The organism is Ruegeria sp. YKSF070 (genome assembly GCF_059612725.1).
On the sequence record NZ_JBXWRD010000011.1, the window covers coordinates 38,330 to 60,051 of the forward strand.

Here is a 21,722-nt window from a genome sequence, read left to right on the forward strand (position 1 = left end):
CGTCCGAAGGCAAGGGGGGTCACGTCACTGTGAGGCGATTGCCTGCGCCGCCACGGCTGCAAACCGCGCGTCCAGTTCGGCGGCAATGGCGGCCAGTTCGTCGCCGCCCTCGTCCAGATAGGGGGCAAAGACCTGCGAGGGCAGCTTGTAGCCCAGCGTGGCAGAGCCGTCGGCGTTCTCGGTGACGTAGAACCGGATCGGCGCCTCGATCATCGCGGCGGTGGACAGCGCAAGTATCCGGACGGCGAAATCGTTGTTGAAGGCGCCGATGACCCGGTTGCCGGGAATGGTGATGCCGCGCCGGGCAGCGGCCTCGGTAGGGCCCGCCTGGGTGACGATGCCCAAGCCGTTTGCGGTGATCGCGGCGCGGGTATCCTCGATCAGTTGCGCATGGGTCTTGGTCGTGGCGTGCACCGCCCAGCCCGGGCGCGGGCTCAGGTCGCCCGCCAGTGCGGGCAGGGCAAGGCAGGCGATCAGGGCGAGGATGGCAAGGCGCATGGTGGGTGTCTCCGTTGCTCGTCCCTTGATGCCAGATTTCGGGGCCGTCCGCGCTCACGATATCGTGCACCGTTTACGTGACGCCGCGCGCCGCCTAGGCTCGCCTCAATAGCGAGGAGTGAGGGGAATGAGCGACATGAATGGCGCCGAAAGCCTGGTGCGCAGCCTGCTGCAAAGCGGGGTCGATACCTGTTTCACCAATCCCGGCACCTCAGAGATGCATTTTGTGGCGGCGCTCGATCAGGTGCCGGGCATGCGCTCGGTGCTGGCGCTGTTCGAGGGTGTCGCGACCGGGGCGGCGGATGGATATTACCGGATGGCGCGCAAACCGGCGGCGACGCTGCTGCATCTGGGACCGGGACTGGCCAACGGAATCTCGAACCTGCACAACGCCAAAAAGGCCGGGTCGGGCGTGGTCAACATCGTAGGCCAGCACGCGGCCAGCCATCTGGAGCTGGACGCGCCATTGACGGCGGATATCGAAGGGTTGGCTCGGCCGGTGTCGCATTGGGTCGAAACTTCGCTCTCGGCGGCGGATGTGGGGCGCGATGCCGCCCGCGCGGTGCAGGCGGCGCGCAGCGCGCCGGGGCAGGTGGCGACGCTGATCCTGCCGTCTGACACGGCCTGGACCTCGGGTGGGCAGGTCGCGCCCGCCCGACCGGTGCCTGCGCGGGCGCCGGTTGAGGCCGAGACGTTGGAACAGGCCGCCGCCGCGCTGAGAGGGCCGGACAGCCTGTTGCTGCTCGGGGGTGAGGCTTTGAGCGCCGAAAATCTCGAACGCGCGGGCCGTATCGCGGCGGCGACTGGCTGCGCGTTGCTGTCGGAATGGGCCAATGCGCGGATGGAGCGCGGCGCGGGCCGGGTGCCGGTGGCGCGCGTGCCCTATCCGATCGATATGGCAGTGGAGGCGCTGTCGCGGTTTCGGCGCATCGTCTTGCTGGGTGCGCGGCCACCCATCGGCTTTTTCGCTTATCCGGGCAAACCCGCCGTGCTGACCCATCCAGAGGCCGAGATCATCGCGCTGGCCGATTGGGCCGCCGATCTGGACGGCGCGCTGGCAGGGTTGGAACAGGCGGTGGGCGCTGCGGGTGCCGCGCCGGTGCACGCGCCGCCTGTCGTGCAGGGATCGGTCAGCGGCCCCTGCACGCCCGAGAGCGTTGCCGCCGTGCTGGGCCAACACATCCCCGAAGACGCCATCGTGCTGGACGAGTCGGTGACCACGGGACGCGCCTTTCACGGCGCCACGCTGGGCGCTGCGCCGCATACATGGATCAACAATTGCGGCGGCTCCATCGGCTATAGCCTTGCCGCCGCCATCGGCGCGGCCATCGCCTGCCCCGACCGCAAGGTGATGACGCTGACCGGTGATGGCTCGGCCATGTACATGCCACAGGCGCTGTGGACCATGGCGCGTGAAGGTCTGGATATCACCGTGGTGATCTGGGCCAACCGCAGCTATCGCATCCTGCTGGGCGAATTGTCGGGGGTAGGAGTGATGAACCCCGGCCCGCGCGCGCTCGACATGCTGAGCCTGGAGCGGCCCGCCATCGATTGGATCGGGCAGGCGCAAAGCCTTGGTGTGCCTGCTGTCCGGGTCGAGCGGGCCGAAGAGTTTGCGCTGGCGCTGGAGCGGGGATTTGCCGAGGCGGGGCCGAAGCTGATCGAGGTTCTGCTTTAGCGGGGCCGGGGAGGGGGCGCTGCCCCCGTCGCGCCTTGCGCGACTCCCCCGGAGTATTTTGGGCGAAATGAAGGGTCAGAGTCGCAGGCCGCAGGCCTCAAAGGCAGCACGCGTGGCGGATTTTTCAGCCTCGGTCAGTTCCTGCATGGGAAAGCGCACCCGCCCGCCGGTCTGTCCCAGAAGCTCTTGCCAGTATTTGCCATGCGCCTGCGGCTTGCCGCCCGGTTTGGTGGATTTGATCGCCTGGCGCACCGGGTCGAGGCTGTCGCGGATCGCGCGCGCCTCGTCGATACGGCCGGCAAAGGCCAGTTGGGTATAGTCATGCATGCGCCGGTCGTTTGCGGTTTGCAGCTGGTAAGGCGGTGAGGAGCAGAGATAGAGCCGCCAGCCCAGTTCCACGATATTGTCGAACCATTCCTCCTCGGACGCGGTGGAGACCTGGATCCGGTCGCCCGCCAGTTCGGTCAGGCGAGCATACATCTCGCGCGGGACCGAGTATTTGATCGCCACCACATTCGGCAGATCGGCAATGCGCGCGCACAATTCGGGGCTCATCAGGTAACCGCTGTCGGGGTGGCTCCACATGGCGATGCCGATATCGACCGCCTCGCTGATCGCCTTGTAATACTCGTAAAGCAGCGCGTCGCGATCATGCACGAAATGCAGCAAGGGCGCGTGCACCACGATGTAATCGGCGCCCACGTCCTGGGCATGGTGTGCCAGTTCCAGCACAGTGTCGAAATTCTGGTCCGAGACCGACATCATGGTGCCCGCGCGTCCGGCGCATTCCTCGACCGCAACCTCGAGGTTGCGCTTGCGCTCCTCCAGCGACATCGAGAAGAACTCGCCCTGTTTGCCGCAGATGAAGAGGCCCTCGATGCCCAGATCATCGACCCAGTGGCGGATGTTGCGGCGAAAACCGGCCTCGTCGAACAACAGATCCTCGGCAAAGGGGTTGAGGGCGGCGGCCCAGATGCCGCGCATATGTTCGCGGGCATGGTCCTTGGCCTCGCTTTTGGCGTATTTCATGTCTCACTTCCCTTGCTTGCATCGGTGATCGCCTGCCAGAGCGACAGGCTGGTAAGCGGCATTTGCAGATCGGTCACACCCAGCGGCGCCAGCGCATCGAGCGCGGCGTTCAGGATCGCCGCCGGGGCGCCGATGGTGCCGGCCTCGCCGATCCCCTTGGCGCCGAGCGCGTTGGTGGTGGCGAGCGTCTCGGTCTTGTGGATGGTGAGTGGCGGCAGGTCACCCGCGCGCGGCATCGCGTAATCCATGAACGAGCCGGTGAGCAGCTGCCCGTCGTCGAAATGCAGCGCCTCCATCATCGCCTCGCCCAGGCCCTGGGCAAAGCCGCCCATCACCTGTCCCTCGGCCAGCAGCGGGTTGATCAGCCGCCCGGCATCGTCGAGGCAGGCCATATGCGTCAGGCGCGGGGCACCGGTGTCGTGGTCGATCTCGATCGCGGCGAGGTAGCAGCCATGCCCCCAGGCCTCGCCCGGGGCGGTATAGACGGTGTCGGCGGTGATCGGGGCGGGCTTGCCCGCGTCGCGGCGGCGGATGATCTCGCGGCAGGCCTCGAGCACGGCGCTGGCGCCGATGGGGGTGCTGCGGCTGGCCAACGCGCCGATGCCGGGTGGGCAGGTGGCGGTGTCGCCATGTCTGACCGTTATTGCATTGGGCGTGAGGTTCAGAGCATCGGCGGCGATCTGGGCCAGCGCGGTTTCGCGCCCATGTCCCTGGCTGCTGCCGCCGAATGCCACGGTGGCGCGGCCCGCCTCAAGGGTCACGCGCGCGCTTTCCCACCCCTTGCCCGAGGGTTCGACGTAAAAGCCGAGGCCGATCCCGGCCAATGCCCCCTCGGTGCGCCGAGCGTCGCGCCAGGCGCGCCAGGCAGGATAATCCGCGAGTGCCAGGAAATGGTCGAGTTCCGTGGCATAATCGGCCCCCTCGACCTGGCCCGCAGGCAGGTCGCGCGGGCCGTTCAAGCGGTGCAGGTTGCGGCGGCGGATCTCGGCGGGATCAAGGCCGGTGGCACGGGCGGCGGCATCGGCCAGACGTTCCATCAGCGCGCAGGCCTCGGGGCGGCCCGCGCCGCGATAGATGCCGGTGGGCGCAGTATGGGCGCGCCGGGCGCTGGTACCCAGATCGGTGGCGGCGATGTCATAGGGGCCGGGCAGGATGCGGGCGGCGTTCCAGGCCGGGATCAGCGCTGAATTGGGCAGCCAATGGCCCAGCGGCGCCTCGACGCGGGCCTTGAGCGCCAGAAAGTGCCCGTCACCGTCAATGGCAAGCTGTCCTTCGCTTGTCAGCCCCCGGCCATGGGTGGCCGACAGGAACTCTTCGCTGCGGGTGGCGGTCCAGCGCACCGGGCGGCCCAGATGATGCGCGGCCCAGACCGCCAGCACCTCTTCGGGGTAAAGCGAGGCCTTCATGCCAAAGGCGCCGCCCACGTCGTGGGCGATCACCCGCAGGTGCTCGGGGTCGAGCGACAGGATACGGGCTAGATCGGCCCGCGCCCGGTGCGGCGTCTGGGTGGACAGCCAGACGGTCAGCCCGCTGCTGTCGGGCAGAATGGCGATGGCGCGCGGCTCCATCGGGCTGGGGGCAAGGCGAGGATGCGCAACCCGGACCGCGACCACATGGGCGGCACGGGCGAATTCCGCTGCCGCATCGCCACTCTGCCAGTGTTGCATGGCCAACAGCTCGGGGGTCGGGGCGGGGGTCTCGTCGATCTCGGCCCAGATCTCCTCGACCGCGTCCAGCGCCTGACCCGGCGTTTCGGCCAGCACCACCGCGATGGGCTGGCCCACTGCCGATACCGCGCCATCCGCCAGAATCGGATAAGGCGTGGCATGGTCGAGCGGCAGCACCGGGTTGACCTCGAGTCCGCCCAGCGCGCCCAGGTCGGCGGCGGTCAGCACCGCCGCCACACCCGGCATCGCGCGGGCGGCAGAGGTATCGCAGGCAACGAGCCGCCCGCTGGCATGGGAACTGCGCAGAAAGGCTAGGTGCAGCGCCCCCGGCAGGCGGATATCACCCGTATACTGCCCCTCGCCCCGCAGCAGGCGGGGGTCTTCGCGCCGGGGCAGCGCTTGTCCGGTATAGGGCGCGGATCGGGTCACGGGGGTCTCGGTTGCGGTGGCGGGTGCCACGATCCTGCAAGCCTGACCGGGCGGGTACAAATCGCGAAATTGCATCCTGTTATCCGCAATCGGCATATCACAATCGTTCTGATATGTGGAAACTATGGGGCAGTTGGCCAAAGGGGGACAGGGTGAGGATAGCACTGATCGGGCATGGACCCATTGCCGCCCATGTGGCGGCGCATCTGCCTGTCGGCGTGCAGCTGACCGGGGCGCTTTGCCGTCCCGGGCGGGATCAGGCCGCGCGCGCGGCGCTGGGCGTGCCGGTGGCGCAAGCCTTGCAGGGCCTGCCCGGGCGGCCTGATCTGCTGGTCGATTGCGCAGGGCATTCCGGGTTGCGCGCCCATGGGGTGGCGGCGCTGGGCGCGGGGGTCGAGGTGCTGACCGTCTCGGTCGGTGCATTGGCCGATGCGGTCTTTTGTGCCGAGTTGGAGGCTGCCGCCCGCGCCGGTGGCACGCGACTCTGCCTGGCCTCGGGCGCGATCGGGGCGCTGGACGCGTTGGCGGCGGCGGCGATGGGCACGGGCTTGCAGGTCACCTATACCGGGCGCAAACCGCCGCAGGGTTGGCGCGGCAGCCGCGCCGAGAAGGTGCTGGATCTGGACGCGCTAACCGCACCCGCCACCCATTTCACCGGCACCGCGCGCGCGGCGGCGCAAGCCTATCCCAAGAATGCCAATGTGGCCGCCGCCGTGGCGCTTGCCGGGGCCGGGCTGGACGCCACCCGGGCCGAGCTGATCGCCGATCCGGGCGCTACCGCCAATATCCACGAGATCGCGGCCGAAGGCGCTTTTGGCCGGTTCCGGTTTCAGATCGAGGGGTTGCCGCTGCCGAGCAATCCACGTTCCTCGGCGCTGACCGCGCTCAGCCTGCTGGCGGCGCTGCGACAGCGCGGCGCGGCGATCCGGCTATCGCTTTGACCGATAGCCACGCTTCGTGATATCGCGAAACCCATGAACCGCACCCAGATCCGCATCGTCGAGCGTGTATTGACCCGGCTCAAGCTGAAACAGCTGCGCCTGCTGGTCGCCGTGGGCGAGCGGCATTCGATCCTGCACGCGGCGCAGGCGCTGAACATGTCCCAACCCGCCGCAACAAAGCTGATCAAGGATCTGGAGCTGGATTTCGACGTGCAGCTGTTCGACCGCACCAATCGCGGCATGGTGCCCACCGTGTTCGGGGCGGCCCTGATCCGGCATGGCAAGCTGATCCTGGCGCAGATTTCCCATGCCGCCCAAGAGCTTGACGATCTGAACGAGGGCAATGGCGGGCGCGTGGTGGTGGGTACGCTGCTGGCCGCCTCGGCCGAGTTTCTGCCCCGCGTGCTGACCCGGCTTCTGACCGACAAGCCGGGGCTGGTGGTGAAACTGGTCGAGGGCACCAACGAGGTGCTGATGCCGGCGCTGCGCTCGGGCGATGTCGATCTGGTGGTCGGGCGCTTGCCGATGCACCGGCACCGGGCCGAGATCGTGCAGGAACGGCTGTTCGACGAAGAGGTGATCTGTGTCGCCCGGAGCGACCATCCGGTGCATCGCCACGCAGCGCCCGTGCTGACCGACCTGATGGAATACCCCTGGATCCTGCCACCGGCGGAAACCACGTTGCGCCGCCAGCTGGATCAGGTCTTTGTCGATCTGGGCGGCGGCGCGCCACCCTATGCGGTGGAATCGGTCTCTTACCTGGCCAACCGGGGTCTGTTGCTGGGGTCGGACATGCTGGCGGTGATGCCCGCGCATGTGCCGCGCCACGATATCAGCGCGGGGGCGCTGGCGCGGGTCGACTGGCCGGTGCCGATCCCGATCGGGCCGGTGGGTGTGTCGATGCGCAAATCCGCCAGCCTGTCGCCCTCGGTCGCCGGCGTGCTGGATGCGCTGCGGGTTGAGGCCGCGCAAATGACGCGTTGAGCTTGCCTCGGTGGACCCGATGCGCCACATCTGCGGCACCGATCAAGGAGACACCATGAGCGACATGCGCCTTTCCCTTTGCTCCAGCTGTCAGGACGACCGGGACCGTGACCAAGGGGCCGAGCGTGCCGCCGTGGCCGAGGCGCTGGCGCGCGCCGGGCTGAGCGGGAGGGTGGAGCTGGTGGAGCATGCCTGTTTCGGCGCCTGCGCCACCCCGGTGGCGCTGGCCCTTCAGGGGCCGGGGCGGGCCAGCTATGTGTTCTCGGATCTCGACGTGGTGGCGGATGCCGACGATATCGCCGCCACCTGCCGTGTCTATCTGGATAGCCCCGGAGGCTGGATTTCCGATGCCCGTCCCTGCGGACGGTTGCGGGAATGCCTGCTGGCGCGGATTCCGGCCTATTCCACCTGAACCGTGACCACGGCCTCGACCGGGGTGCCATCGACCATCAGCGGGCTGTGGCTGTTGGCGTTCAGCGAGACCTTCACCTCGACCGGGCCTTTGGGCAGGTCGGGGATATGCATCCATTCGCCATAGAGCCGGGCCAGTTTCACGCCGTTGACATAAACATGAGCATGGCCTTCGCCCGGCACGTCACTGGCCGAGGCATTTTCGGGGGCAAAGCGGAAATTCTGCGGGCTTACATGCAGGTTCCAACCCGACATCGGATCACGGGTCAGTGCTACGGACACACCGGGTGCGTCGGGGCCAGCGGGCAGATGGGTGGCCTGGGCGTGGTCGTGGCCGCCTTGCGCCACGTCATGGGCGCCATGCTGGGCCGTGTCGCCATGATCATGACCGTCAAAGGTAACGCCATAGGCCGCCGCGGTTACGAAACCGGCACCGCCACCAAAGACAAGGCCGATGGCGAACAGAGCGAGAGAGCGGGACATATCAGTCTCCTAGCAAAGAAAAACCCCGCCGGATGGGTCCGGCGGGGCATATGGGCTGGCGGATCAGGCGTGCGCTTCGGCGCGCTTGCTCTCGGTCTGCCAGAAGTAACCCGCGAAGCCACCCAGCAGCACCCAGGCCGCCATCCCGACACCAAAGGCGCGGGCGGCAAACAGCGCGCCCAGCTCGGTGGGGACCGGGCCGGCAAAGCTGTCAGGCTCGGGCGCGCCGATCAGATGCGGCGCCATCAACAGCAGCGCGGCGGCGCCATAGGCCATCAGGTTGCCACCGAAGGCGATCAGCCACATGGCGATGCCTGCCGCGGCTACGGTCGCGGTCCACCAGATCTGGCGGGCGGTGATATCTGTATAGGACACACCGGGCACCTCGGGCGCCAGCGACAGGCCGGGCGCGAAGTGAAAGGTGATGAACCCGGCCAGCCCCCAAAGCAGACCGGCGCGCGCGGTCACCGCATGGCCCATCCCCTCGGCCACCGACATCAGGGCAACCATGACAACTGCATAGCCGGTATAGGTCAGCATCGCAAAAACGACCGTGAGCGCATCGCGCATCGGATCGGCGAACATACCGGGCAGGTCGGGCTGGGCACTTACCGCCTCGGCGCCGAAATGAACCAGTTCGCCGGATTCATACAACTCGGCATGCAGCAACACGGGCTGCACGAACAGAAACTGCAGCAAGGCGGCAATCAGCCCTGCTGCAGCGCCAGCGAACAACGCGCTGGTCAGAATGCGACTGAACATGGTTCAGTGGCAGGGAAAGCCGGTTGCGTGGCGCACGTCGTGGGCGGCGTCATGCAGTGCGGATGCCTGCACATGGCCCGCCAGGGTCACGATGCCCAGGCCCAGGATTACGGCGAACAGGGCCGGAAGGATCGCGGAACCGGTGGCCGATGCCTTGAGAGTTTTGGTCGTCATGTCATTTCCTCCTTGCCGCCGCACCCGACGGCCGGTGTTTCATTACCTGTCTGGCAGGTCTCCTGGCTCGCGGGTCGGTGCCTCTGTTCGCCTTCCCCCCGGAGCGAACCCGGGAGTGGCTGGTTGAACAGCGGCTCACCGCTTACAGTCGCGGGGGCGGCTTTGGCTTGAACCGGCGGGCGGTCGCACCAAATTCCCTCTTAGCATCCGGATTGCTCCGGCAGGACCAGACCCCTCCATTTAGCCGCGAACGCGCGCCCGGCGCAATCGTCATTTGCGACCTTTCCGGTCAGTTTCCGCGCTTTTTCAAAAGATAGATATCCATGATCCAGCCATGATCGGCCCGCGCGCGGGCACGGGTTTCGACGATTTCTCCCGCCACCGCGGCCAATGGACCCGCCACCAGAATCTGTTCCTCCATACCCACATAGGCGCCCCACCAGATGTGGTAATCGGACATATCCAAGGCCTGGAACGAGCATTCGCCGTCCAGCATCACGGCCGCGGTATCCACGGCGGGGGGCCAGCCTTCGTCGCGCAGGCGCCGCCCGGTTGTGACCAGAAACGGTGCGCCTAATTCGTTGATCGGAATGCCATGTGCCGCCGTCAGGGCCTGAAGCGCCGTGATGCCGGGAATCACCCGCACCTTGGGTTGCGGATCGAGCCGTGCCGCGATTCGCAGCGAACTGTCATAAAGCGACGGGTCTCCCCAGATCAGCAACGCCACCCGCGCCGCGCCGGGGTGGTCCTCCATCGCCGCCTGCCAGCGCAGGGCGATTGCATCGTGCCAGTCGTCGACGCCCTTCAGATACCCGTCGTCAGCCCGGCGCGCGGGGATGTCGAAATAGGCGATCTGCGGCGGGGTGTCGGTGGCGTCAGTGATGATGCGCTCGCGCAGCCCGGCCAGATCGGATTTCCCCGCCCCCTTGCGCGGGATCAGGATCAGATCGGCGGCGCGAATGGCGGCGATGCCTTCGCGGGTGACATGGTCGGGATTGCCAGTGCCGATTCCGATCAGGAGTAGCTCAACCATCGCCGAACTCCGCCAGCGGACCATAAAGGATCAGGGCAGGGGCGGTGCCCACCTCCTCTGCCAGCCGCTCGGCCAGTTCGCCCATGGTGGCGCGTGTCAGGCGCTGTTCAGGGGTCGAGACGCTTTCGGCCATCAACGCAGGCGTCGTACGCGGCAGGCCATGCGCTTCGAGCGCGTCGAGCAGCAACGGAAAGGTGCGCTTGCCCATGAACACGACCGTGGTGGCCTGAGCATCCGCGAGTGCGGGCAGGTTCAGGTCGGGGGGCAATTGCCCGCTGACGTCATGGCCGGTGACGAATTGCACCCGCCGCGCGGTCAGCCGTCGGGTCAGCGGGATGCCCGCCGCCGCCGCCGCCGCCACCGCCGAGGGGATGCCGGGGATGATCTCGTATCCGATCCCGGCCGCGCGCAGCGCGACCAGTTCCTCCTCCAGCCGGCCAAAGAGACCGCCATCGCCGGATTTCAGCCGCACGACGTGGGCGCCGGTCTGCGCATAATCCACCAGCAGGCGGCTCACATGGTCCTGCTTGGGCGAGGCGCGGCCCGCCCGCTTGCCCACCCCCACCAGATCGGCATCCGCGCGCGCATGGGTCAGGATCGGACCGCTCGACAGATCGTCGAACAGCACCGCGTCTGCCTTGCCCAGCCGGTCCACAGCTTTCAGCGTCAACAGGTCCGGGTCGCCCGGCCCCGAGCCGACGAAGGAGACAAAACCGCTCATGATCCCGCCTCTGCGATCAGGTGAAAGAAGGTGCCGGTGACATTCCCGCGCACGGACCCGGTTTGCGGCCCCTCGACGCCTTCGGCATCGAAAACACGGGCCAGCGGCGCGTCGGGCTGTTCCAGGATCGAGGAATAGTGGAACTCGTGCCCGCGCAGGGTGGCACCGGTACCATAGCCGGGCAGGGGCCCCAGCAATTCGGCCCGGCGATAGCCCAGGTTGAACTTGCGCTTGTCATACGAGGTGACGAGGCCCAACAGACCCGCCATCCGGTGGCGGGTGCCGTCCTTGTCGATCAGCGCCTCACCCAATGCCATGTAGCCGCCGCATTCGCCATGCACGGGCCGGGTTTCGGCATGTCGTCTCAGCCCCGCGCGAAAGGTATTGGCGGCGGCGAGTGTGCCCGCATGCAGTTCGGGATAGCCGCCGGGCAGCCAGACCAGATCGGCATCGGGCGCGGGGGCCTCGTCGGCCAGCGGTGAAAACGGCAGGATCTCGGCGCCACCCGCGCGCCAGCCTTCCAGGAGATGCGGATAGGTGAAGGAAAACGCTGCATCCCGCGCCAGCGCGATGCGCTGGGCCGGGGGCGGCGGCAGCGGTGCCGAGGAAAGCCCTGCAGGGCTTGAAGAGGCGGCGGCCCGGATCGAGTCCAGGTCGACATGTTCGCGCAGGAATGCGGCATAGCCCGCGATGGCGGCCTCCAGGTCGGGATGTTCCACCGCCTGAATGAGGCCCAGATGCCGCTCGGGCAGGGTCAGGTCGCCACGCCGGGGCAGCACGCCCAGCACCGGCAGGCCCGCGCGCTCCATGCCCAGCCGGGTCAGCCGCTCGTGCCGGGGGCTGGCACAGCGGTTCAGGATCACCCCGGCAAAGGGCAGGTCGGGATTGTACATCCGGAATCCCAGCGCCGTGGCCGCCGCCGATTGCGCCTGTCCACCCACATCGAGGACCAGCACCACCGGCCAGCCCATCCTGAGCGCGGTCTCGGCGCTCGAACCGTGGCCGGTCTCGCCGGGTTTGGCGACACCGTCGAACAGGCCCATCGACCCTTCGGCTACCACGATATCGGCGCCAGCCGCCTGCGCGGCAACGGCACCCAGCAGCCGCTCGCCCATCGCCCAGCTGTCGAGGTTGAACGAGGCCCGCCCCGCCGCCGCTAGGTGAAAGGCAGGGTCGATATAATCGGGTCCGCTCTTGAAGGGCTGCACCACCAGCCCGTCTTCGGCCAGCGCGCGCAACAGCCCCAGCATGACAGTGGTCTTGCCGGTGCCCGAGGCCGGGGCCGAGATCATCAGGCCGGGGGGGTTAGTCATCGCCATGGCTCCAGCTCGACCACGGGCTGTCGGCGCTTTGCGGCCGGTAACGGCGGTCGTATTCGCGGGAATAGAGGCAGCTTTCGTCAAACCCCTCACCCTTCAGAACCGGTCCCACCAGGATCAGCGCGGTGCGCGAGATGCTTTCGTCCAGCGACTCTTTCAGCGTCTCCAGCGTGGCGCGGATGATCCGTTCGTCGGGCCAGCTGGCGCGATAGACCACCGCCACCGGGCAATCGGCGCCGTAGTGCGGGGTCAAATCGGCGACCACCTTGTCCAGATTGCCGATCGACAGGTGGATGGCCAGCGTGGCACCGGTGCGGGCGAAGTTCTCCAGGCTCTCGCCCTCGGGCATCGACGAGGCGCGACCGGGCGTGCGGGTCAGCACCACCGATTGCCCCAGACCCGGCAGGGTCAGCTCGGTCCCCAGCGCGGCAGCAGCGGCCGCGAACGACGGTACGCCGGGTGTAACGCTGACCGGGATGCCCATCTGTTTCAGCCGCCGGATCTGCTCGCCCATGGCCGACCAGACCGACAGATCACCCGAATGCAGCCGCGCCACATCCTGCCCGGCCTTATGCGCGGCCTCGATCTCGGCCATGATCTGATCCAGATCCATCGGCGCGGTGTTGACGATCCTTGCCCCCTCGGGGCAATGGCTCAGGATCTCCTCGGGCACCAGCGACCCGGCATAAAGGCAGACCGGGCAGGAGGCGATGATATCGCGGCCACGCAGGGTGAGCAGGTCGGCAGCGCCCGGTCCGGCGCCGATGAAATGTACGGTCATGTCTGGTCTCCGATGGCGAGGGCGCAGGTGGCGCGCCGGTCGTCCGATATCTGTCTTGGGGTGATCAGCCGCGCGCCCGGCCCGGCGGCGACCAGCGCCGCGGCCTCGGCCACGCTGCCGGTGCCATAGCTGGCGCGGCTTTGCGGCGAGCAGGTGAGGGTGCGCTGCCCGGCAAGCTCGCTCGCCGGAATAAGGTGCAAGGGCAGCGCCAGCTCTGCCGCCAGCGCCTCCAGCGCCGGGTGCCCGGCCTTGTCGGCAACGGTGGCGAGCGCGGCCACCGCCTGTCCGGCGGCGGCCTTGTCATAGGCTGCGCGCAGGCTGGCCGCCTCTGCCGTGGTGGTAAAGCCCAGTCCCGCGACGATCATAGCGTCACGCTCCACTGCACCACCGGATAGGCCGATTTCCAGCCCCGGCGCGGCCCCAGCGGGGCGGCTTGCGCCAGTTCGACCCGCAGCAGCTCGCCGCCCTTGTCGGCCTGCCAGAGGGCCAGCAAAGCCTCGCTTTCCAGCGTCACTGCATTGGCGACAAGCCGGGTGCCGGCGGGCAGTTCGGCAAAGAGCCATTCCAGCAGTGCCGTGCTGAGACCGCCGCCGATGAACACCGCGTGGGGCCGCGCAAGGCTGCCCAGCACCTCGGGCGCGCTGCCCTCGACCACGCGCAGGTGGTCTTGCCCCAGGGCGTCGGCATTGGCGCGGATGCGCGCGGCGCGGTCGGCGCGGGGCTCAATGGTGGTGGCGCTCAGCGTTGGATCGCTCATCAACCATTCGATCCCGATCGAGCCGGTGCCGCCGCCGATGTCCCACAGGTGCTCGCCCCGCTGCGGCGCCAGCGCCGAAAGCGTCAGCGCCCGCACCGGGCGCTTGGTGATCTGCCCGTCGGTCTCGAAGATCGCGTCGGGCCTGCCGCTTGCCTTGGAGATCGCCCGACCTTCACCCGCCACTGCGACGCCGACACAGACGGGGTGGGCGAAATCGCCCGCTTGCGCCTCGGCCAGCGACAGGGTTTGCAGGCGCTCGCGCGGGCCCGCCAGCGCCTCCATCACATGCAGGCGGCTGGCGGCAAAGCCGGTCTGATCCAAGTAGCGCGACAGTTCGGATACCGCCGCACCGTCGCGCAGCAGGATCAGCGCGCGCAGGCCGGATGCCAGATAGGGCCGCAGCCGGGTCAGCGGTGCGGCATGCAGACCCAGGGTGAGGGTCTTCTCCAGCGGCCAGCCCAGCCGCGCCGCTGCCAGCGAAAAGGTCGAGACTCCGGGCAACGCGCGCCATTCGCCCGCATCGAAATGCCGGGCGATGACGGCACCCGCGCCAAACCAGAACGGATCGCCCGAAGCTAGCACCGCGACACGGCGCCCGCGCAGCCCGGAGAGAATCTCCAAGCCGTCAGAATACGGGACTGGCCATGCGATGCGCTCCTGCGGCCCCTCGGGCAGCAGCGACAGGTGCCGGGGCGGCGCCATGATCACCTCGGCCGCGTCCAGGGCTTGACGGCTTGCGGGCGGCAGGCCATCCAGTCCATCCTCGCCCATGCCGATCACGCTCAGCCACGGAGCATCAGACATGTCGCACCTCCTGATCCTGGGCGGTACCACCGAAGCGAACGCGTTGGCGCGCGCCGTGGCCGAGACGGGCCTGCGCGCGACCTATTCCTACGCCGGCCGGGTCGAGGCGCCGCGCGAGCAGCCGATCCCGGTGCGGGTCGGCGGATTCGGCGGCGTGGCCGGTCTGGTGGAATTTGTCCACAGCAACAGCGTAACGCATGTTATTGATGCTACGCATCCTTTTGCTGCGCAAATGAGTGCCAACGCCTGCGCTGCCTGCGCCCAAACGGACACGCCCTTGGCCGCGCTGACGCGGCCCGCCTGGCAGTCCGGAGACGGGGACAACTGGCACCGCGTCCCGGATATCTCCGCCGCAGTCGCCGCTTTGAAGGGCGTCCCGCAGCGCGTGTTTCTGGCGGTAGGCCGGATGCATCTGGGCGACTTCGCATCCCAGCCGCAGCACGATTATCTTTTGCGCCTCGTCGACGCGCCCAGCGATCCGCTGCCCTTGCCCAAGGCGCAGGTCGTGGTGTCGCGTGGTCCCTTCACAAGAGAGGGTGACAAGGCGCTGATGCAACAGCATAAAACGCAGCTTGTGGTCAGCAAGAACGCCGGCGGCACCGGGGCGCGGGCCAAGCTGGACGCGGCGCGCGACCTGGGCCTGCCGGTGCTTATGATCGACCGCCCCGTTCTGCCGCCCCGGACCGAGTTTGCCACCCCCACCGATGTGCTGCGCTGGCTGCGTCATTCCGGCGTGAACCTTGGCGTGTAAACGATTGGGGTACCGTCTCTTTCGATGACGCGGGTGCGGGAAGAACCGACCAGGACCACGGTCTGCATATCCGCCATCTCGGGTGTCGCTTCGGCCAGACGCGCGATGCGCAGCGCCTCGTCCGGGCGCGAGACCGCGCGGGCAAACAGGATCAACCGCTCGGGTTCGCATTCTTCACGCAGGATTTGCAACGTCTTTTCAAAGCCTTCGGGCCGGGACTTCGAGCGTGGATTGTAGAACGCCATGGCGAAATCCGCCTGCGCGGCCAGCCGCAACCGGCGTTCGATCAACGGCCAGGGTTTCAGGTTGTCACTCAGATTAATGCAACAGAAATCATGGCCCAGCGGCGCGCCCGCGTGCGCAGCGGCGGCCAGCATGGCGGTGATGCCGGGCAGCACCTGAATGTCCAGATCGCGCCATGCAGGCGGGCCAGCCTCGACCGCCTCGAACACTGCCGAGGCCATGGCAAAAACGCCGGGATCGCCCGACGAGACCACGACCACCCGGTGTCCGTCGGCGGCCATCTCGAGCGCATGGCGAGACCTGTCGATCTCGACCCGGTTGTCGCTGGCATGCAGCGTCAAGCCGGGCCGCTCGGCCACCCGCGCAACGTAAGGGATATAGCCCACCACATCGGTGGCCTCTTCCAGCGCGGCCGTCACCTCGGGGGTGACCAGCGCCTCCGAGCCCGGGCCAAGGCCGACGATCCGCAGCCAGCCGCTCATGGCCGCCGCCCCTGACCATGTACGATGATGATCGAGAAATAGGGGGTCACGCCGCTGCATTTCTCGGACAGGCGCGAGACCTGCTGATTGGCCATCTGCGCGTATTCGACGATCCAGGCGCGCTCGAACAGGTCGGCAGTCTTGAGCGCGCGCACTACCTTGTCGAGGTTGCGGCCCAGCTTCATCACCACCAGCGCGTCGGTTTCGGCCATGCGGGCGGCCAGCACATCCTCGGGCAGGGTGCCGGGCAGCACGGTCAGCACATCGTCGCCCCAGGTGATCGGGGTGCCGGTGGCGGTCCAGGCGCCGGACATGCCGGTGATGGCGGGGATAACTTCGACCGGGACCAGATCGCGCAGGCGGGTATAAAGATGCATGAACGAGCCGTAGAAGAACGGGTCGCCCTCGCATAGGACAACCACATCCTCGCCCGCGTCGGCCAGCGTGCGCAGATGGGCGGCGGCGCTCTCGTAGAACTCGGACAGCAGCTGGTTATAGCGCGGATCGGTCACCGGGATCTCGGTGGTGACCGGGTATTCCATCGGAAACTCGACCGCGCCCTCGGGGACCATCCCGTTGACAATCTTGCGGGCCTGGCCACTGCGGCCGGGCTTGCGGAAATAGGCCACATGGCGGGCGCCGCGCAGCAGCCGGTCGGCCTTGACGCTCATCAGGTCGGGATCGCCGGGGCCAAGGCCCAGACCGTATATTGTGCCCGCGCTCATTCGGCGCGGCTCGCGATAGCGTTGATCGCCGCAACGGTGATGGCGCTGCCGCCCAGGCGGCCCTTGACGATGCAGCAGGGCACCGGCTGTGCCTCCCACAGGGCGTCTTTCGACTCGACCGCGCCGACAAAGCCCACCGGGCAGCCGATGATCGCGGCGGGGCGCGGGCAATCGGGATCTTCGAGCATGTTCAGCAGGTGAAACAGGGCGGTGGGCGCATTGCCGATCGCCACCACTGCGCCCGCCAAGTGTGGGCGCCACAGTTCCAGCGCGGCGGCCGAGCGGGTATTGCCCATTTCGGCGGCCAGCGGGCGCACACGCTCGTCATGCAGGGTGCAGATCACCTCGTTATCGGCCGGCAGGCGGAACCGGGTCACGCCCTCGCTGACCATGCGCGCATCGCAGAGGATAGGCGCGCCCGCCTCCAGAGCGCCGCGCGCGGCGGTGACGAAGTCGGGCGAGAAATGAACGAACTCCTCCAGCCCGACCATGCCGGCGGCATGGATCATGCGGACCGCGACCTGCTCCTCGTCCGCGTCGAAGCGAGCCAGATCGGCCTCGGCCCGGATGGTGGCAAAGGACTGTTTGTAGATCGCCGCGCCATCGGTTTCGTATTCATAGGGCATCAGGTCAGGTCCATCGTCTTCAGTGTTTCGGGTGTCAGGTCGCGCTGGCAGGGCTCATCCCCCGCGCGGCCCCGTTTTACAAGGTCAAACCGCCCATCGCGACCGACCAGCGTTATATCGGCGGGGCGCATCCGGGCGCAGCCCTTGGCACAGCCCGAGACATGCAGGCTGCCATTCACGCGCTCGGCCAGCGCGTGGGCCAGATCCCGCGTTTCGGCCTGCGCCTGCGGGCAATAGGGCGCACCGGGGCAGGCATCGGTAGTTAGAATGGGATCGCCTGTGCGGGTGACGAAATCGGGGGCGGGGATGGCCTGCGCCCCTTCCAGAAGGATCAGCCGCCAGGGGGTGACCCGCAAAGCGACTGCGCCGCTGTCACGCAAGAGCGCAGCCAGCGCCTGCGCGGGCAGCTGGCCAAAGGCCGCACCGTAAAGCGGGCCAAGGGCTGTCTCACCGGGGGTCAACGGTTCACCAACCGGCACCGGTTCCGTGCCCTGCCAGATCGGGGGCAGGGATTCCGCTCGCACCAGCCGCGCCATGCGGCGGGTATCCGGGGCATATCGGTCGGCAAACCAGCGCGCCAGCTCGATCAGGTGGTCGATCGCCTCGCCCTCGGTCACTTCGCGCCCCGTGGCCATGCCGTCGGCGCGCAGGATCAGGCCGTTTGCGCTCCGTTCCAGCCGGATATCCGCCGAATCCGCGCTCAGCAGACGACCCGCCCCGGTGTCGATGGCAAAGCCGAATTTCGCCGGCAGCACAGGCAGTTCGCCCAGTCGCTCCGTCAACTCTCGCCCCAGCCGCTCGGTCAAGTCGCCGTCGCGGTAAAGCGGTGAGAACAGGATATTGCGCCGCACCTCGAGGCCCGGTTCGCGGTCCAACAGGTCAAGCGCAGCCAGTTCGGGCAAGAGCGGTTGATGATCCTTCTCGGCCACCCCACGCAGTTGCAGATTGGCACGGTTGGTCAGGTCGATGGTGCCATTGCCGACCCGGTCGGCCAGCGCGCAAAGACCCAGCGCCTGCGACGCGCTCAGCCGGGCGAGGCGCGGGCGCACCCGCACCACCAGCCCGTCGCCCGACATCATCGGGCGATGCGCGCCGGGGCACCAGCCCTGGACGATGGGCGCGCTCATGCCAGCCCCTCCAGATCGGCCCGGATCGAGTTGCGCCGGGTCTGCCACAGCCCCGCCTCGTAAAGCGCGCGGAACCGGTCCAGCATGGCCTGATAGGCTTGCGGGTTGGCCTCTTGCAGGAAGGCCGCAACCTGCGCGTCTCCCAAAGTGGCATCGTGGTAGAGATCAAACAGATGCGGCGCCACGCTGTCGGCCAGATGCGCGAACGAGGCCATGTGGTCGAGCGTTGCCGCGATCTCGGCCGCGCCCCGCAACCCGTGCCGCATCATGCCCGCGATCCAGCCGGGATGGGCGGCGCGGGCGCGCACCACGCGGGCGATTTCCTCGGGCAGGGTGCGGGCGCGCGGGGTATCGGGATTGGTGTTGTCGAGGTGATAGAGCTGCGCCTTGCCACCTGTCACGCGCTTGGCGGCGGCAAAGCCTGCCTCATGCGTGGCATAATCGGCGGCCAGCAGCAGATCGGTCTCGGCCAGATCCTGCAAATGCACGAACCCGTCGGCATTGGCGACGCGGTCGCGGATGCCTTCGGCGTCGCGGGCGATGTTCTCGCCCTCCAGCGCAAAGGAACTGGCGGCCAGCCAGGCCTCGCCCGCCTGCTGGCGGGCCTCGTCGGTATAGGTCTCGGGCAGGTGACCCATGCCCAGCCCATAGCTGCCCGGCGCCGGGCCATAGACCCGCGCTGCGGGCGCATGTCCGGCATAGGGGTTCCAATCGGGCGTCTCGTCACGCGCGCAAAGCGCACGCACGGCTTGCCCGAACAGCGCCGAAAGCGTCGGAAACACGTCGCGGAACAGCCCCGAGACACGCAGCGTGACGTCCAGCCGGGGCCGGTCCAGATCGGTGATCGGCAGAACCTCGATCCCCGAAACCCTCTCGGACCCCTGATCCCAGACCGGTTTGACCCCCAACAGATGCAGCGCCATGGCGAATTCCTCGCCCGCCGTGCGCATGGTGGCCGAGCCCCAGAGATCGACAATCAGCCCCTTGGGGTAATCGCCCTCTTCCTGCAAATGCCGGCGCACCAGTTCTTCGGCCAGTTTCACGCCCTGGGTATAGGCCGCGCGCGTCGGGACCGAGCGGGGGTCGGTGGTATAAAGGTTGCGCCCGGTGGGCAGCACATCGGTCCGCCCACGGTAGGGCGAGCCCGACGGCCCCGCCGCGATCCGCTTGCCCGCCAACGCATCAATCAGCGCGCGCGCCTCGCCCTGTGCCGAAGGGGTGGGATCGAACGGGCCGGTCACCTCGGGCACACGCCCATAGACATGCAGCCCGTCGCCATACTGGCTTTCCTTCACGTCGCAGACAAAGCGGTCGATGCGGGTGATCGCCTCGGCGGTCGAGGTGGCGCGATCAAGGCCCAGATCATCCTCCAGCCCCAGCGCCTGCGCCTCGGCCCGGATATCGCCCTGCAAGCGGTCGCGGCGTTTGGGGTCCAGCCCGTCGGCATTGGAAAACTCGTCAAGCAGTGCCTCGAGTTGTACCATCCGGTCCGGCGTGCCGCTGACGCGCAGGGCCGGGGGGATATGGCCCAGCGTCACCGCGCCGATGCGGCGCTTGGCCTGCGCGGCCTCGCCCGGATCGTTGACGATAAAGGGGTAAATCACCGGCAGATCGCCGATCAGAACCTCGGGCCAGCATTGCCCCGACAGCGCCACCGCCTTGCCCGGCAGCCATTCCAGCGTGCCATGGGCGCCGATATGGATCAGGGCGTCGGCTCCCAGCGCCTGCCGCAGCCAGAGATAGAAGGCCACATAGCCGTGGCGCGGAGTGCGGGAGAGGTCGTGATAGTCGTCATCGCGCGCCTCGGGCGTGCCCCGTTCCGGTTGCAGGGCCACCAGCGCCTTGCCGCGCCGGATCGCGCGAAACTGCAAATTGCCTTGCGAAAATGCCGGATCACTCTCAGGGTCACCCCAAGCGCTTTGCAAATCCTGGCGCAATTGTGGCGGAATGCTGGCCAAAGATTTGCGGTAATCAGCGATTGGCCACGAAATCGACACAGTTTGCAGCTCTTCCGCAATCGGCTGCCCGGATGCGATGTCATACCCCTCATCCTGCAAATCGCACAGTATCGCCTCGACCGAGGCCAGCGCGTCCAAACCAACCGCATGGGCCATCTGCCAGTCCTTGCCGGGATAGGTGGACAGAACCAATGCAACCGAGCGCTCGGCAGCGGGTTTGGCCGCCAGCCGCAGCCAGCCCGACACCCGGTTTACCACCGCCTCGATCCGGTCGGGTTCTGGGCGGTGCGCGAAACGGGAATATTCCAGCGCCGGGTCGCGCTTGCCCGGCTCCTTGAACGAGATAAGCCCGGCGTCGATGCGCCCGTCGACCTCGGGCAGCACCACATGCATGGCCAGATCGGCGGGCGACAGCCCGCGCTCGGCCTCGGCCCAGGCCTTGCGGCGAGAGGTGGCCAGCGCCACCTGGAATACCGGTACGCCGGCGGCGTCGAGCGGCGAGGCGCCATTGGCGCCCTTGCCGGAAAACGAGGTGGCATTGACGATGGCCGCCGGGGCCAGCCCCGGCATCTGTCCGGCGATCCAATCGGCAGCGGCGGGCACCTTCAGCGAAGGCGCGAACATGCCCATCGCCTGAAATCCGCGCGCGCGAAAGGCCTGGATCAGCGCCGCGACCGAGGCCGTGTCGGCCGAAGTCAGATAGGCTCGGTAAAAGGTGACCAGTATGCGCGGGGCGTCGCCCTCGAACGCAGTCTCGGGCGCGATCACGCCGCGCTCGGGGCACCAGAACCCGCATTCGGGCAGCACCTTTGACCCGATCACCGGCCCGGCATAAAGCCCGGTCGCCAGCGCCATTTGCGCCAGCGCGGCCTGCGCCGCCACCTCGCCGCCGGTGTCGCAGAGATGTTGCAACCGCCGCAGGGTCGAGACGGGCAGGGTGGAATAGGCGTCAAGGCGCGTATCCTCGCGCCCGTCCGCCGGCAGAACCGCCAGCGCGAGCCCCTTCTCCTGCGCCAGCGCCAGCACCTGTTGCAGCCCATAGGCCCAATAAGGCACGCCGCCGATCAGCCGGATCAGGATGCCCTTGGCCCCTGACAGGGTATTCTCGACATAGGTATCGACGGATAGGGGATGTTTCAGCGCCGTCAGGTTGGCCAGGCGTAGGGTGGGCATTCTGCCCATCGCCCCGCCGCCGCGATGCCAGCCCGCCGCAAAAGCACCCAGGTCACTGTCCGAGAACGACAGCACCACCAGATCCGCCGGGCTCTGGCCCAGGTCGGTCGGGGTCTCGGTCTCTTCCAGCCCGTGGCTTTCGCGGAAAACGACATGCATGGCGCGC

22 protein-coding genes and 1 riboswitch are annotated in these 21,722 nt (G+C 67.9%); of the genes, 5 read left to right on the forward strand and 17 right to left on the reverse strand.

The genetic code is table 11. The annotated features are described in order from the left end of the window. Positions 1 to 24 precede the first annotated feature (24 nt). Positions 25 to 498: a DUF302 domain-containing protein gene (locus AC2FL1_RS08330; protein ID WP_496876598.1), complete on the reverse strand. Its 474-nt coding sequence runs from the start codon at positions 496 to 498 to the stop codon at positions 25 to 27. Positions 499 to 625: 127 nt separating this feature from the next. Between AC2FL1_RS08330 and AC2FL1_RS08335 the strand changes: the two genes are divergently transcribed. Beyond that, entirely contained in the window at positions 626 to 2,176 is a 1,551-nt protein-coding gene (locus AC2FL1_RS08335) for an acetolactate synthase large subunit (protein WP_496876599.1), read from the forward strand. A 75-nt stretch (positions 2,177 to 2,251) separates the two neighbouring features. On the opposite strand, the gene AC2FL1_RS08340 is transcribed toward AC2FL1_RS08335, so the two are convergent. Continuing rightward, the gene (locus AC2FL1_RS08340) at positions 2,252 to 3,205 is read right to left on the reverse strand and encodes a dihydrodipicolinate synthase family protein (RefSeq protein WP_496876600.1); all 954 of its coding nucleotides are present in this window, start codon (positions 3,203 to 3,205) and stop codon (positions 2,252 to 2,254) included. Next, positions 3,202 to 5,331 carry a xanthine dehydrogenase family protein molybdopterin-binding subunit gene (locus AC2FL1_RS08345; RefSeq protein ID WP_496876601.1) on the reverse strand — a complete coding sequence of 710 codons (2,130 nt, stop codon included), beginning with the start codon at positions 5,329 to 5,331 and terminating at the stop codon, positions 3,202 to 3,204. Before AC2FL1_RS08345 ends, AC2FL1_RS08340 begins: the two co-directional genes overlap by 4 nt. Positions 5,332 to 5,414: 83 nt before the next feature. On the opposite strand from AC2FL1_RS08345, the gene AC2FL1_RS08350 reads away from it, so the two are divergent. The 3 genes from AC2FL1_RS08350 to AC2FL1_RS08360 are packed head-to-tail and all read left to right on the forward strand — an operon-like array spanning position 5,415 to position 7,638. Next, the gene (locus tag AC2FL1_RS08350; RefSeq protein ID WP_496876602.1) at positions 5,415 to 6,242 is read left to right on the forward strand and encodes an aspartate dehydrogenase; all 828 of its coding nucleotides are present in this window, start codon (positions 5,415 to 5,417) and stop codon (positions 6,240 to 6,242) included. A 33-nt stretch (positions 6,243 to 6,275) separates the two neighbouring features. Further along, positions 6,276 to 7,226, forward strand: coding sequence for a LysR substrate-binding domain-containing protein (locus tag AC2FL1_RS08355; protein WP_496876603.1), 951 nt, complete (start codon positions 6,276 to 6,278; stop codon positions 7,224 to 7,226). 55 nt (positions 7,227 to 7,281) lie between these two features. Next, positions 7,282 to 7,638 carry a DUF1636 family protein gene (locus AC2FL1_RS08360; RefSeq protein ID WP_496876604.1) on the forward strand — a complete coding sequence of 119 codons (357 nt, stop codon included), beginning with the start codon at positions 7,282 to 7,284 and terminating at the stop codon, positions 7,636 to 7,638. On the opposite strand, the gene AC2FL1_RS08365 is transcribed toward AC2FL1_RS08360, so the two are convergent. The 9 genes from AC2FL1_RS08365 to cbiE all read right to left on the reverse strand — a co-directional run bounded on the left by AC2FL1_RS08365 (position 7,626) and on the right by cbiE (position 14,471). After that, positions 7,626 to 8,120, reverse strand: coding sequence for a hypothetical protein (locus AC2FL1_RS08365; protein WP_496876605.1), 495 nt, complete (start codon positions 8,118 to 8,120; stop codon positions 7,626 to 7,628). The two genes, AC2FL1_RS08360 and AC2FL1_RS08365, sit on opposite strands and share 13 nt — an antisense overlap. 63 nt (positions 8,121 to 8,183) lie before the next feature. Beyond that, positions 8,184 to 8,882, reverse strand: a complete 699-nt coding sequence (locus tag AC2FL1_RS08370) for a CbtA family protein (protein WP_496824675.1) — start codon at positions 8,880 to 8,882, stop codon at positions 8,184 to 8,186. A gap of 3 nt (positions 8,883 to 8,885) precedes the next feature. Next, on the reverse strand, positions 8,886 to 9,056 hold the full coding sequence (locus tag AC2FL1_RS08375) for a CbtB domain-containing protein (RefSeq protein ID WP_234138881.1): 171 nt from the start codon (positions 9,054 to 9,056) through the stop codon (positions 8,886 to 8,888). 35 nt (positions 9,057 to 9,091) lie between these two features. Beyond that, positions 9,092 to 9,302, reverse strand: a riboswitch (cobalamin riboswitch). Positions 9,303 to 9,345: 43 nt separating this feature from the next. Further along, positions 9,346 to 10,089, reverse strand: coding sequence for a precorrin-6A synthase (deacetylating) (gene cobF / locus AC2FL1_RS08380; protein WP_496824673.1), 744 nt, complete (start codon positions 10,087 to 10,089; stop codon positions 9,346 to 9,348). Next, a complete protein-coding gene (gene cobA / locus AC2FL1_RS08385) occupies positions 10,082 to 10,810 on the reverse strand; it encodes a uroporphyrinogen-III C-methyltransferase (protein ID WP_496876606.1) in 729 nt (242 codons plus the stop codon). The genes cobF and cobA overlap by 8 nt, the downstream gene beginning before the upstream one ends. After that, a complete protein-coding gene (locus tag AC2FL1_RS08390; protein WP_496876607.1) occupies positions 10,807 to 12,129 on the reverse strand; it encodes a cobyrinic acid a,c-diamide synthase CobB in 1,323 nt (440 codons plus the stop codon). Before AC2FL1_RS08390 ends, cobA begins: the two co-directional genes overlap by 4 nt. After that, positions 12,116 to 12,910 carry a precorrin-4 C(11)-methyltransferase gene (cobM, locus tag AC2FL1_RS08395; RefSeq protein ID WP_496876608.1) on the reverse strand — a complete coding sequence of 265 codons (795 nt, stop codon included), beginning with the start codon at positions 12,908 to 12,910 and terminating at the stop codon, positions 12,116 to 12,118. The genes AC2FL1_RS08390 and cobM overlap by 14 nt, the downstream gene beginning before the upstream one ends. Next, on the reverse strand, positions 12,907 to 13,275 hold the full coding sequence (locus tag AC2FL1_RS08400) for a cobalamin biosynthesis protein (RefSeq protein WP_496824666.1): 369 nt from the start codon (positions 13,273 to 13,275) through the stop codon (positions 12,907 to 12,909). The genes cobM and AC2FL1_RS08400 overlap by 4 nt, the downstream gene beginning before the upstream one ends. Continuing rightward, positions 13,272 to 14,471, reverse strand: coding sequence for a precorrin-6y C5,15-methyltransferase (decarboxylating) subunit CbiE (gene cbiE / locus AC2FL1_RS08405; protein ID WP_496876609.1), 1,200 nt, complete (start codon positions 14,469 to 14,471; stop codon positions 13,272 to 13,274). Before cbiE ends, AC2FL1_RS08400 begins: the two co-directional genes overlap by 4 nt. Between cbiE and AC2FL1_RS08410 the strand changes: the two genes are divergently transcribed. Further along, positions 14,470 to 15,222, forward strand: coding sequence for a cobalt-precorrin-6A reductase (locus AC2FL1_RS08410; RefSeq protein ID WP_496876610.1), 753 nt, complete (start codon positions 14,470 to 14,472; stop codon positions 15,220 to 15,222). The genes cbiE and AC2FL1_RS08410 overlap by 2 nt on opposite strands. Here the strand turns inward: AC2FL1_RS08410 and cobJ are convergent. From cobJ to cobN, 5 genes are read right to left on the reverse strand one after another with little or no spacing between them, the layout of a single operon-like run. Beyond that, the gene (cobJ, locus tag AC2FL1_RS08415; protein ID WP_496876611.1) at positions 15,195 to 15,947 is read right to left on the reverse strand and encodes a precorrin-3B C(17)-methyltransferase; all 753 of its coding nucleotides are present in this window, start codon (positions 15,945 to 15,947) and stop codon (positions 15,195 to 15,197) included. The genes AC2FL1_RS08410 and cobJ overlap by 28 nt on opposite strands. Beyond that, positions 15,944 to 16,672: a precorrin-2 C(20)-methyltransferase gene (locus AC2FL1_RS08420; protein ID WP_496876612.1), complete on the reverse strand. Its 729-nt coding sequence runs from the start codon at positions 16,670 to 16,672 to the stop codon at positions 15,944 to 15,946. Before AC2FL1_RS08420 ends, cobJ begins: the two co-directional genes overlap by 4 nt. After that, positions 16,669 to 17,298 (reverse strand): precorrin-8X methylmutase, encoded by a 630-nt coding sequence (locus AC2FL1_RS08425; RefSeq protein ID WP_496824658.1) that lies wholly within the window; start codon positions 17,296 to 17,298, stop codon positions 16,669 to 16,671. Before AC2FL1_RS08425 ends, AC2FL1_RS08420 begins: the two co-directional genes overlap by 4 nt. Beyond that, complete coding sequence (locus tag AC2FL1_RS08430) at positions 17,298 to 18,425, reverse strand: ferredoxin-like domain-containing protein (protein ID WP_496876613.1); 1,128 nt, start codon at positions 18,423 to 18,425, stop codon at positions 17,298 to 17,300. Before AC2FL1_RS08430 ends, AC2FL1_RS08425 begins: the two co-directional genes overlap by 1 nt. After that, complete coding sequence (cobN, locus tag AC2FL1_RS08435; RefSeq protein ID WP_496876614.1) at positions 18,422 to 21,715, reverse strand: cobaltochelatase subunit CobN; 3,294 nt, start codon at positions 21,713 to 21,715, stop codon at positions 18,422 to 18,424. Before cobN ends, AC2FL1_RS08430 begins: the two co-directional genes overlap by 4 nt. Positions 21,716 to 21,722: the final 7 nt, after the last annotated feature.

Bases quoted from the DNA above. Each gene is read 5' to 3' on its own strand.
- AC2FL1_RS08355 (WP_496876603.1), top strand. From the start codon at position 6,276: ATGAACCGCACCCAGATCCGCATCGTCGAGCGTGTATTGACCCGGCTC.
- AC2FL1_RS08400 (WP_496824666.1), bottom strand. From the start codon at position 13,275: ATGATCGTCGCGGGACTGGGCTTTACCACCACGGCAGAGGCGGCCAGC.
- AC2FL1_RS08340 (WP_496876600.1), bottom strand. From the start codon at position 3,205: ATGAAATACGCCAAAAGCGAGGCCAAGGACCATGCCCGCGAACATATG.
- AC2FL1_RS08420 (WP_496876612.1), bottom strand. From the start codon at position 16,672: ATGAGCGCGGGCACAATATACGGTCTGGGCCTTGGCCCCGGCGATCCC.
- AC2FL1_RS08410 (WP_496876610.1), top strand. From the start codon at position 14,470: ATGTCGCACCTCCTGATCCTGGGCGGTACCACCGAAGCGAACGCGTTG.
- cbiE (WP_496876609.1), bottom strand. From the start codon at position 14,471: ATGTCTGATGCTCCGTGGCTGAGCGTGATCGGCATGGGCGAGGATGGA.
- cobA (WP_496876606.1), bottom strand. From the start codon at position 10,810: ATGAGCGGTTTTGTCTCCTTCGTCGGCTCGGGGCCGGGCGACCCGGAC.
- AC2FL1_RS08350 (WP_496876602.1), top strand. From the start codon at position 5,415: ATGTGGAAACTATGGGGCAGTTGGCCAAAGGGGGACAGGGTGAGGATA.
- AC2FL1_RS08370 (WP_496824675.1), bottom strand. From the start codon at position 8,882: ATGTTCAGTCGCATTCTGACCAGCGCGTTGTTCGCTGGCGCTGCAGCA.
- cobF (WP_496824673.1), bottom strand. From the start codon at position 10,089: ATGGTTGAGCTACTCCTGATCGGAATCGGCACTGGCAATCCCGACCAT.
- AC2FL1_RS08390 (WP_496876607.1), bottom strand. From the start codon at position 12,129: ATGGCGATGACTAACCCCCCCGGCCTGATGATCTCGGCCCCGGCCTCG.
- cobN (WP_496876614.1), bottom strand. From the start codon at position 21,715: ATGCATGTCGTTTTCCGCGAAAGCCACGGGCTGGAAGAGACCGAGACC.
- AC2FL1_RS08375 (WP_234138881.1), bottom strand. From the start codon at position 9,056: ATGACGACCAAAACTCTCAAGGCATCGGCCACCGGTTCCGCGATCCTT.
- AC2FL1_RS08360 (WP_496876604.1), top strand. From the start codon at position 7,282: ATGAGCGACATGCGCCTTTCCCTTTGCTCCAGCTGTCAGGACGACCGG.
- cobM (WP_496876608.1), bottom strand. From the start codon at position 12,910: ATGACCGTACATTTCATCGGCGCCGGACCGGGCGCTGCCGACCTGCTC.
- AC2FL1_RS08330 (WP_496876598.1), bottom strand. From the start codon at position 498: ATGCGCCTTGCCATCCTCGCCCTGATCGCCTGCCTTGCCCTGCCCGCA.
- AC2FL1_RS08430 (WP_496876613.1), bottom strand. From the start codon at position 18,425: ATGAGCGCGCCCATCGTCCAGGGCTGGTGCCCCGGCGCGCATCGCCCG.
- AC2FL1_RS08335 (WP_496876599.1), top strand. From the start codon at position 626: ATGAGCGACATGAATGGCGCCGAAAGCCTGGTGCGCAGCCTGCTGCAA.
- AC2FL1_RS08365 (WP_496876605.1), bottom strand. From the start codon at position 8,120: ATGTCCCGCTCTCTCGCTCTGTTCGCCATCGGCCTTGTCTTTGGTGGC.
- cobJ (WP_496876611.1), bottom strand. From the start codon at position 15,947: ATGAGCGGCTGGCTGCGGATCGTCGGCCTTGGCCCGGGCTCGGAGGCG.
- AC2FL1_RS08425 (WP_496824658.1), bottom strand. From the start codon at position 17,298: ATGCCCTATGAATACGAAACCGATGGCGCGGCGATCTACAAACAGTCC.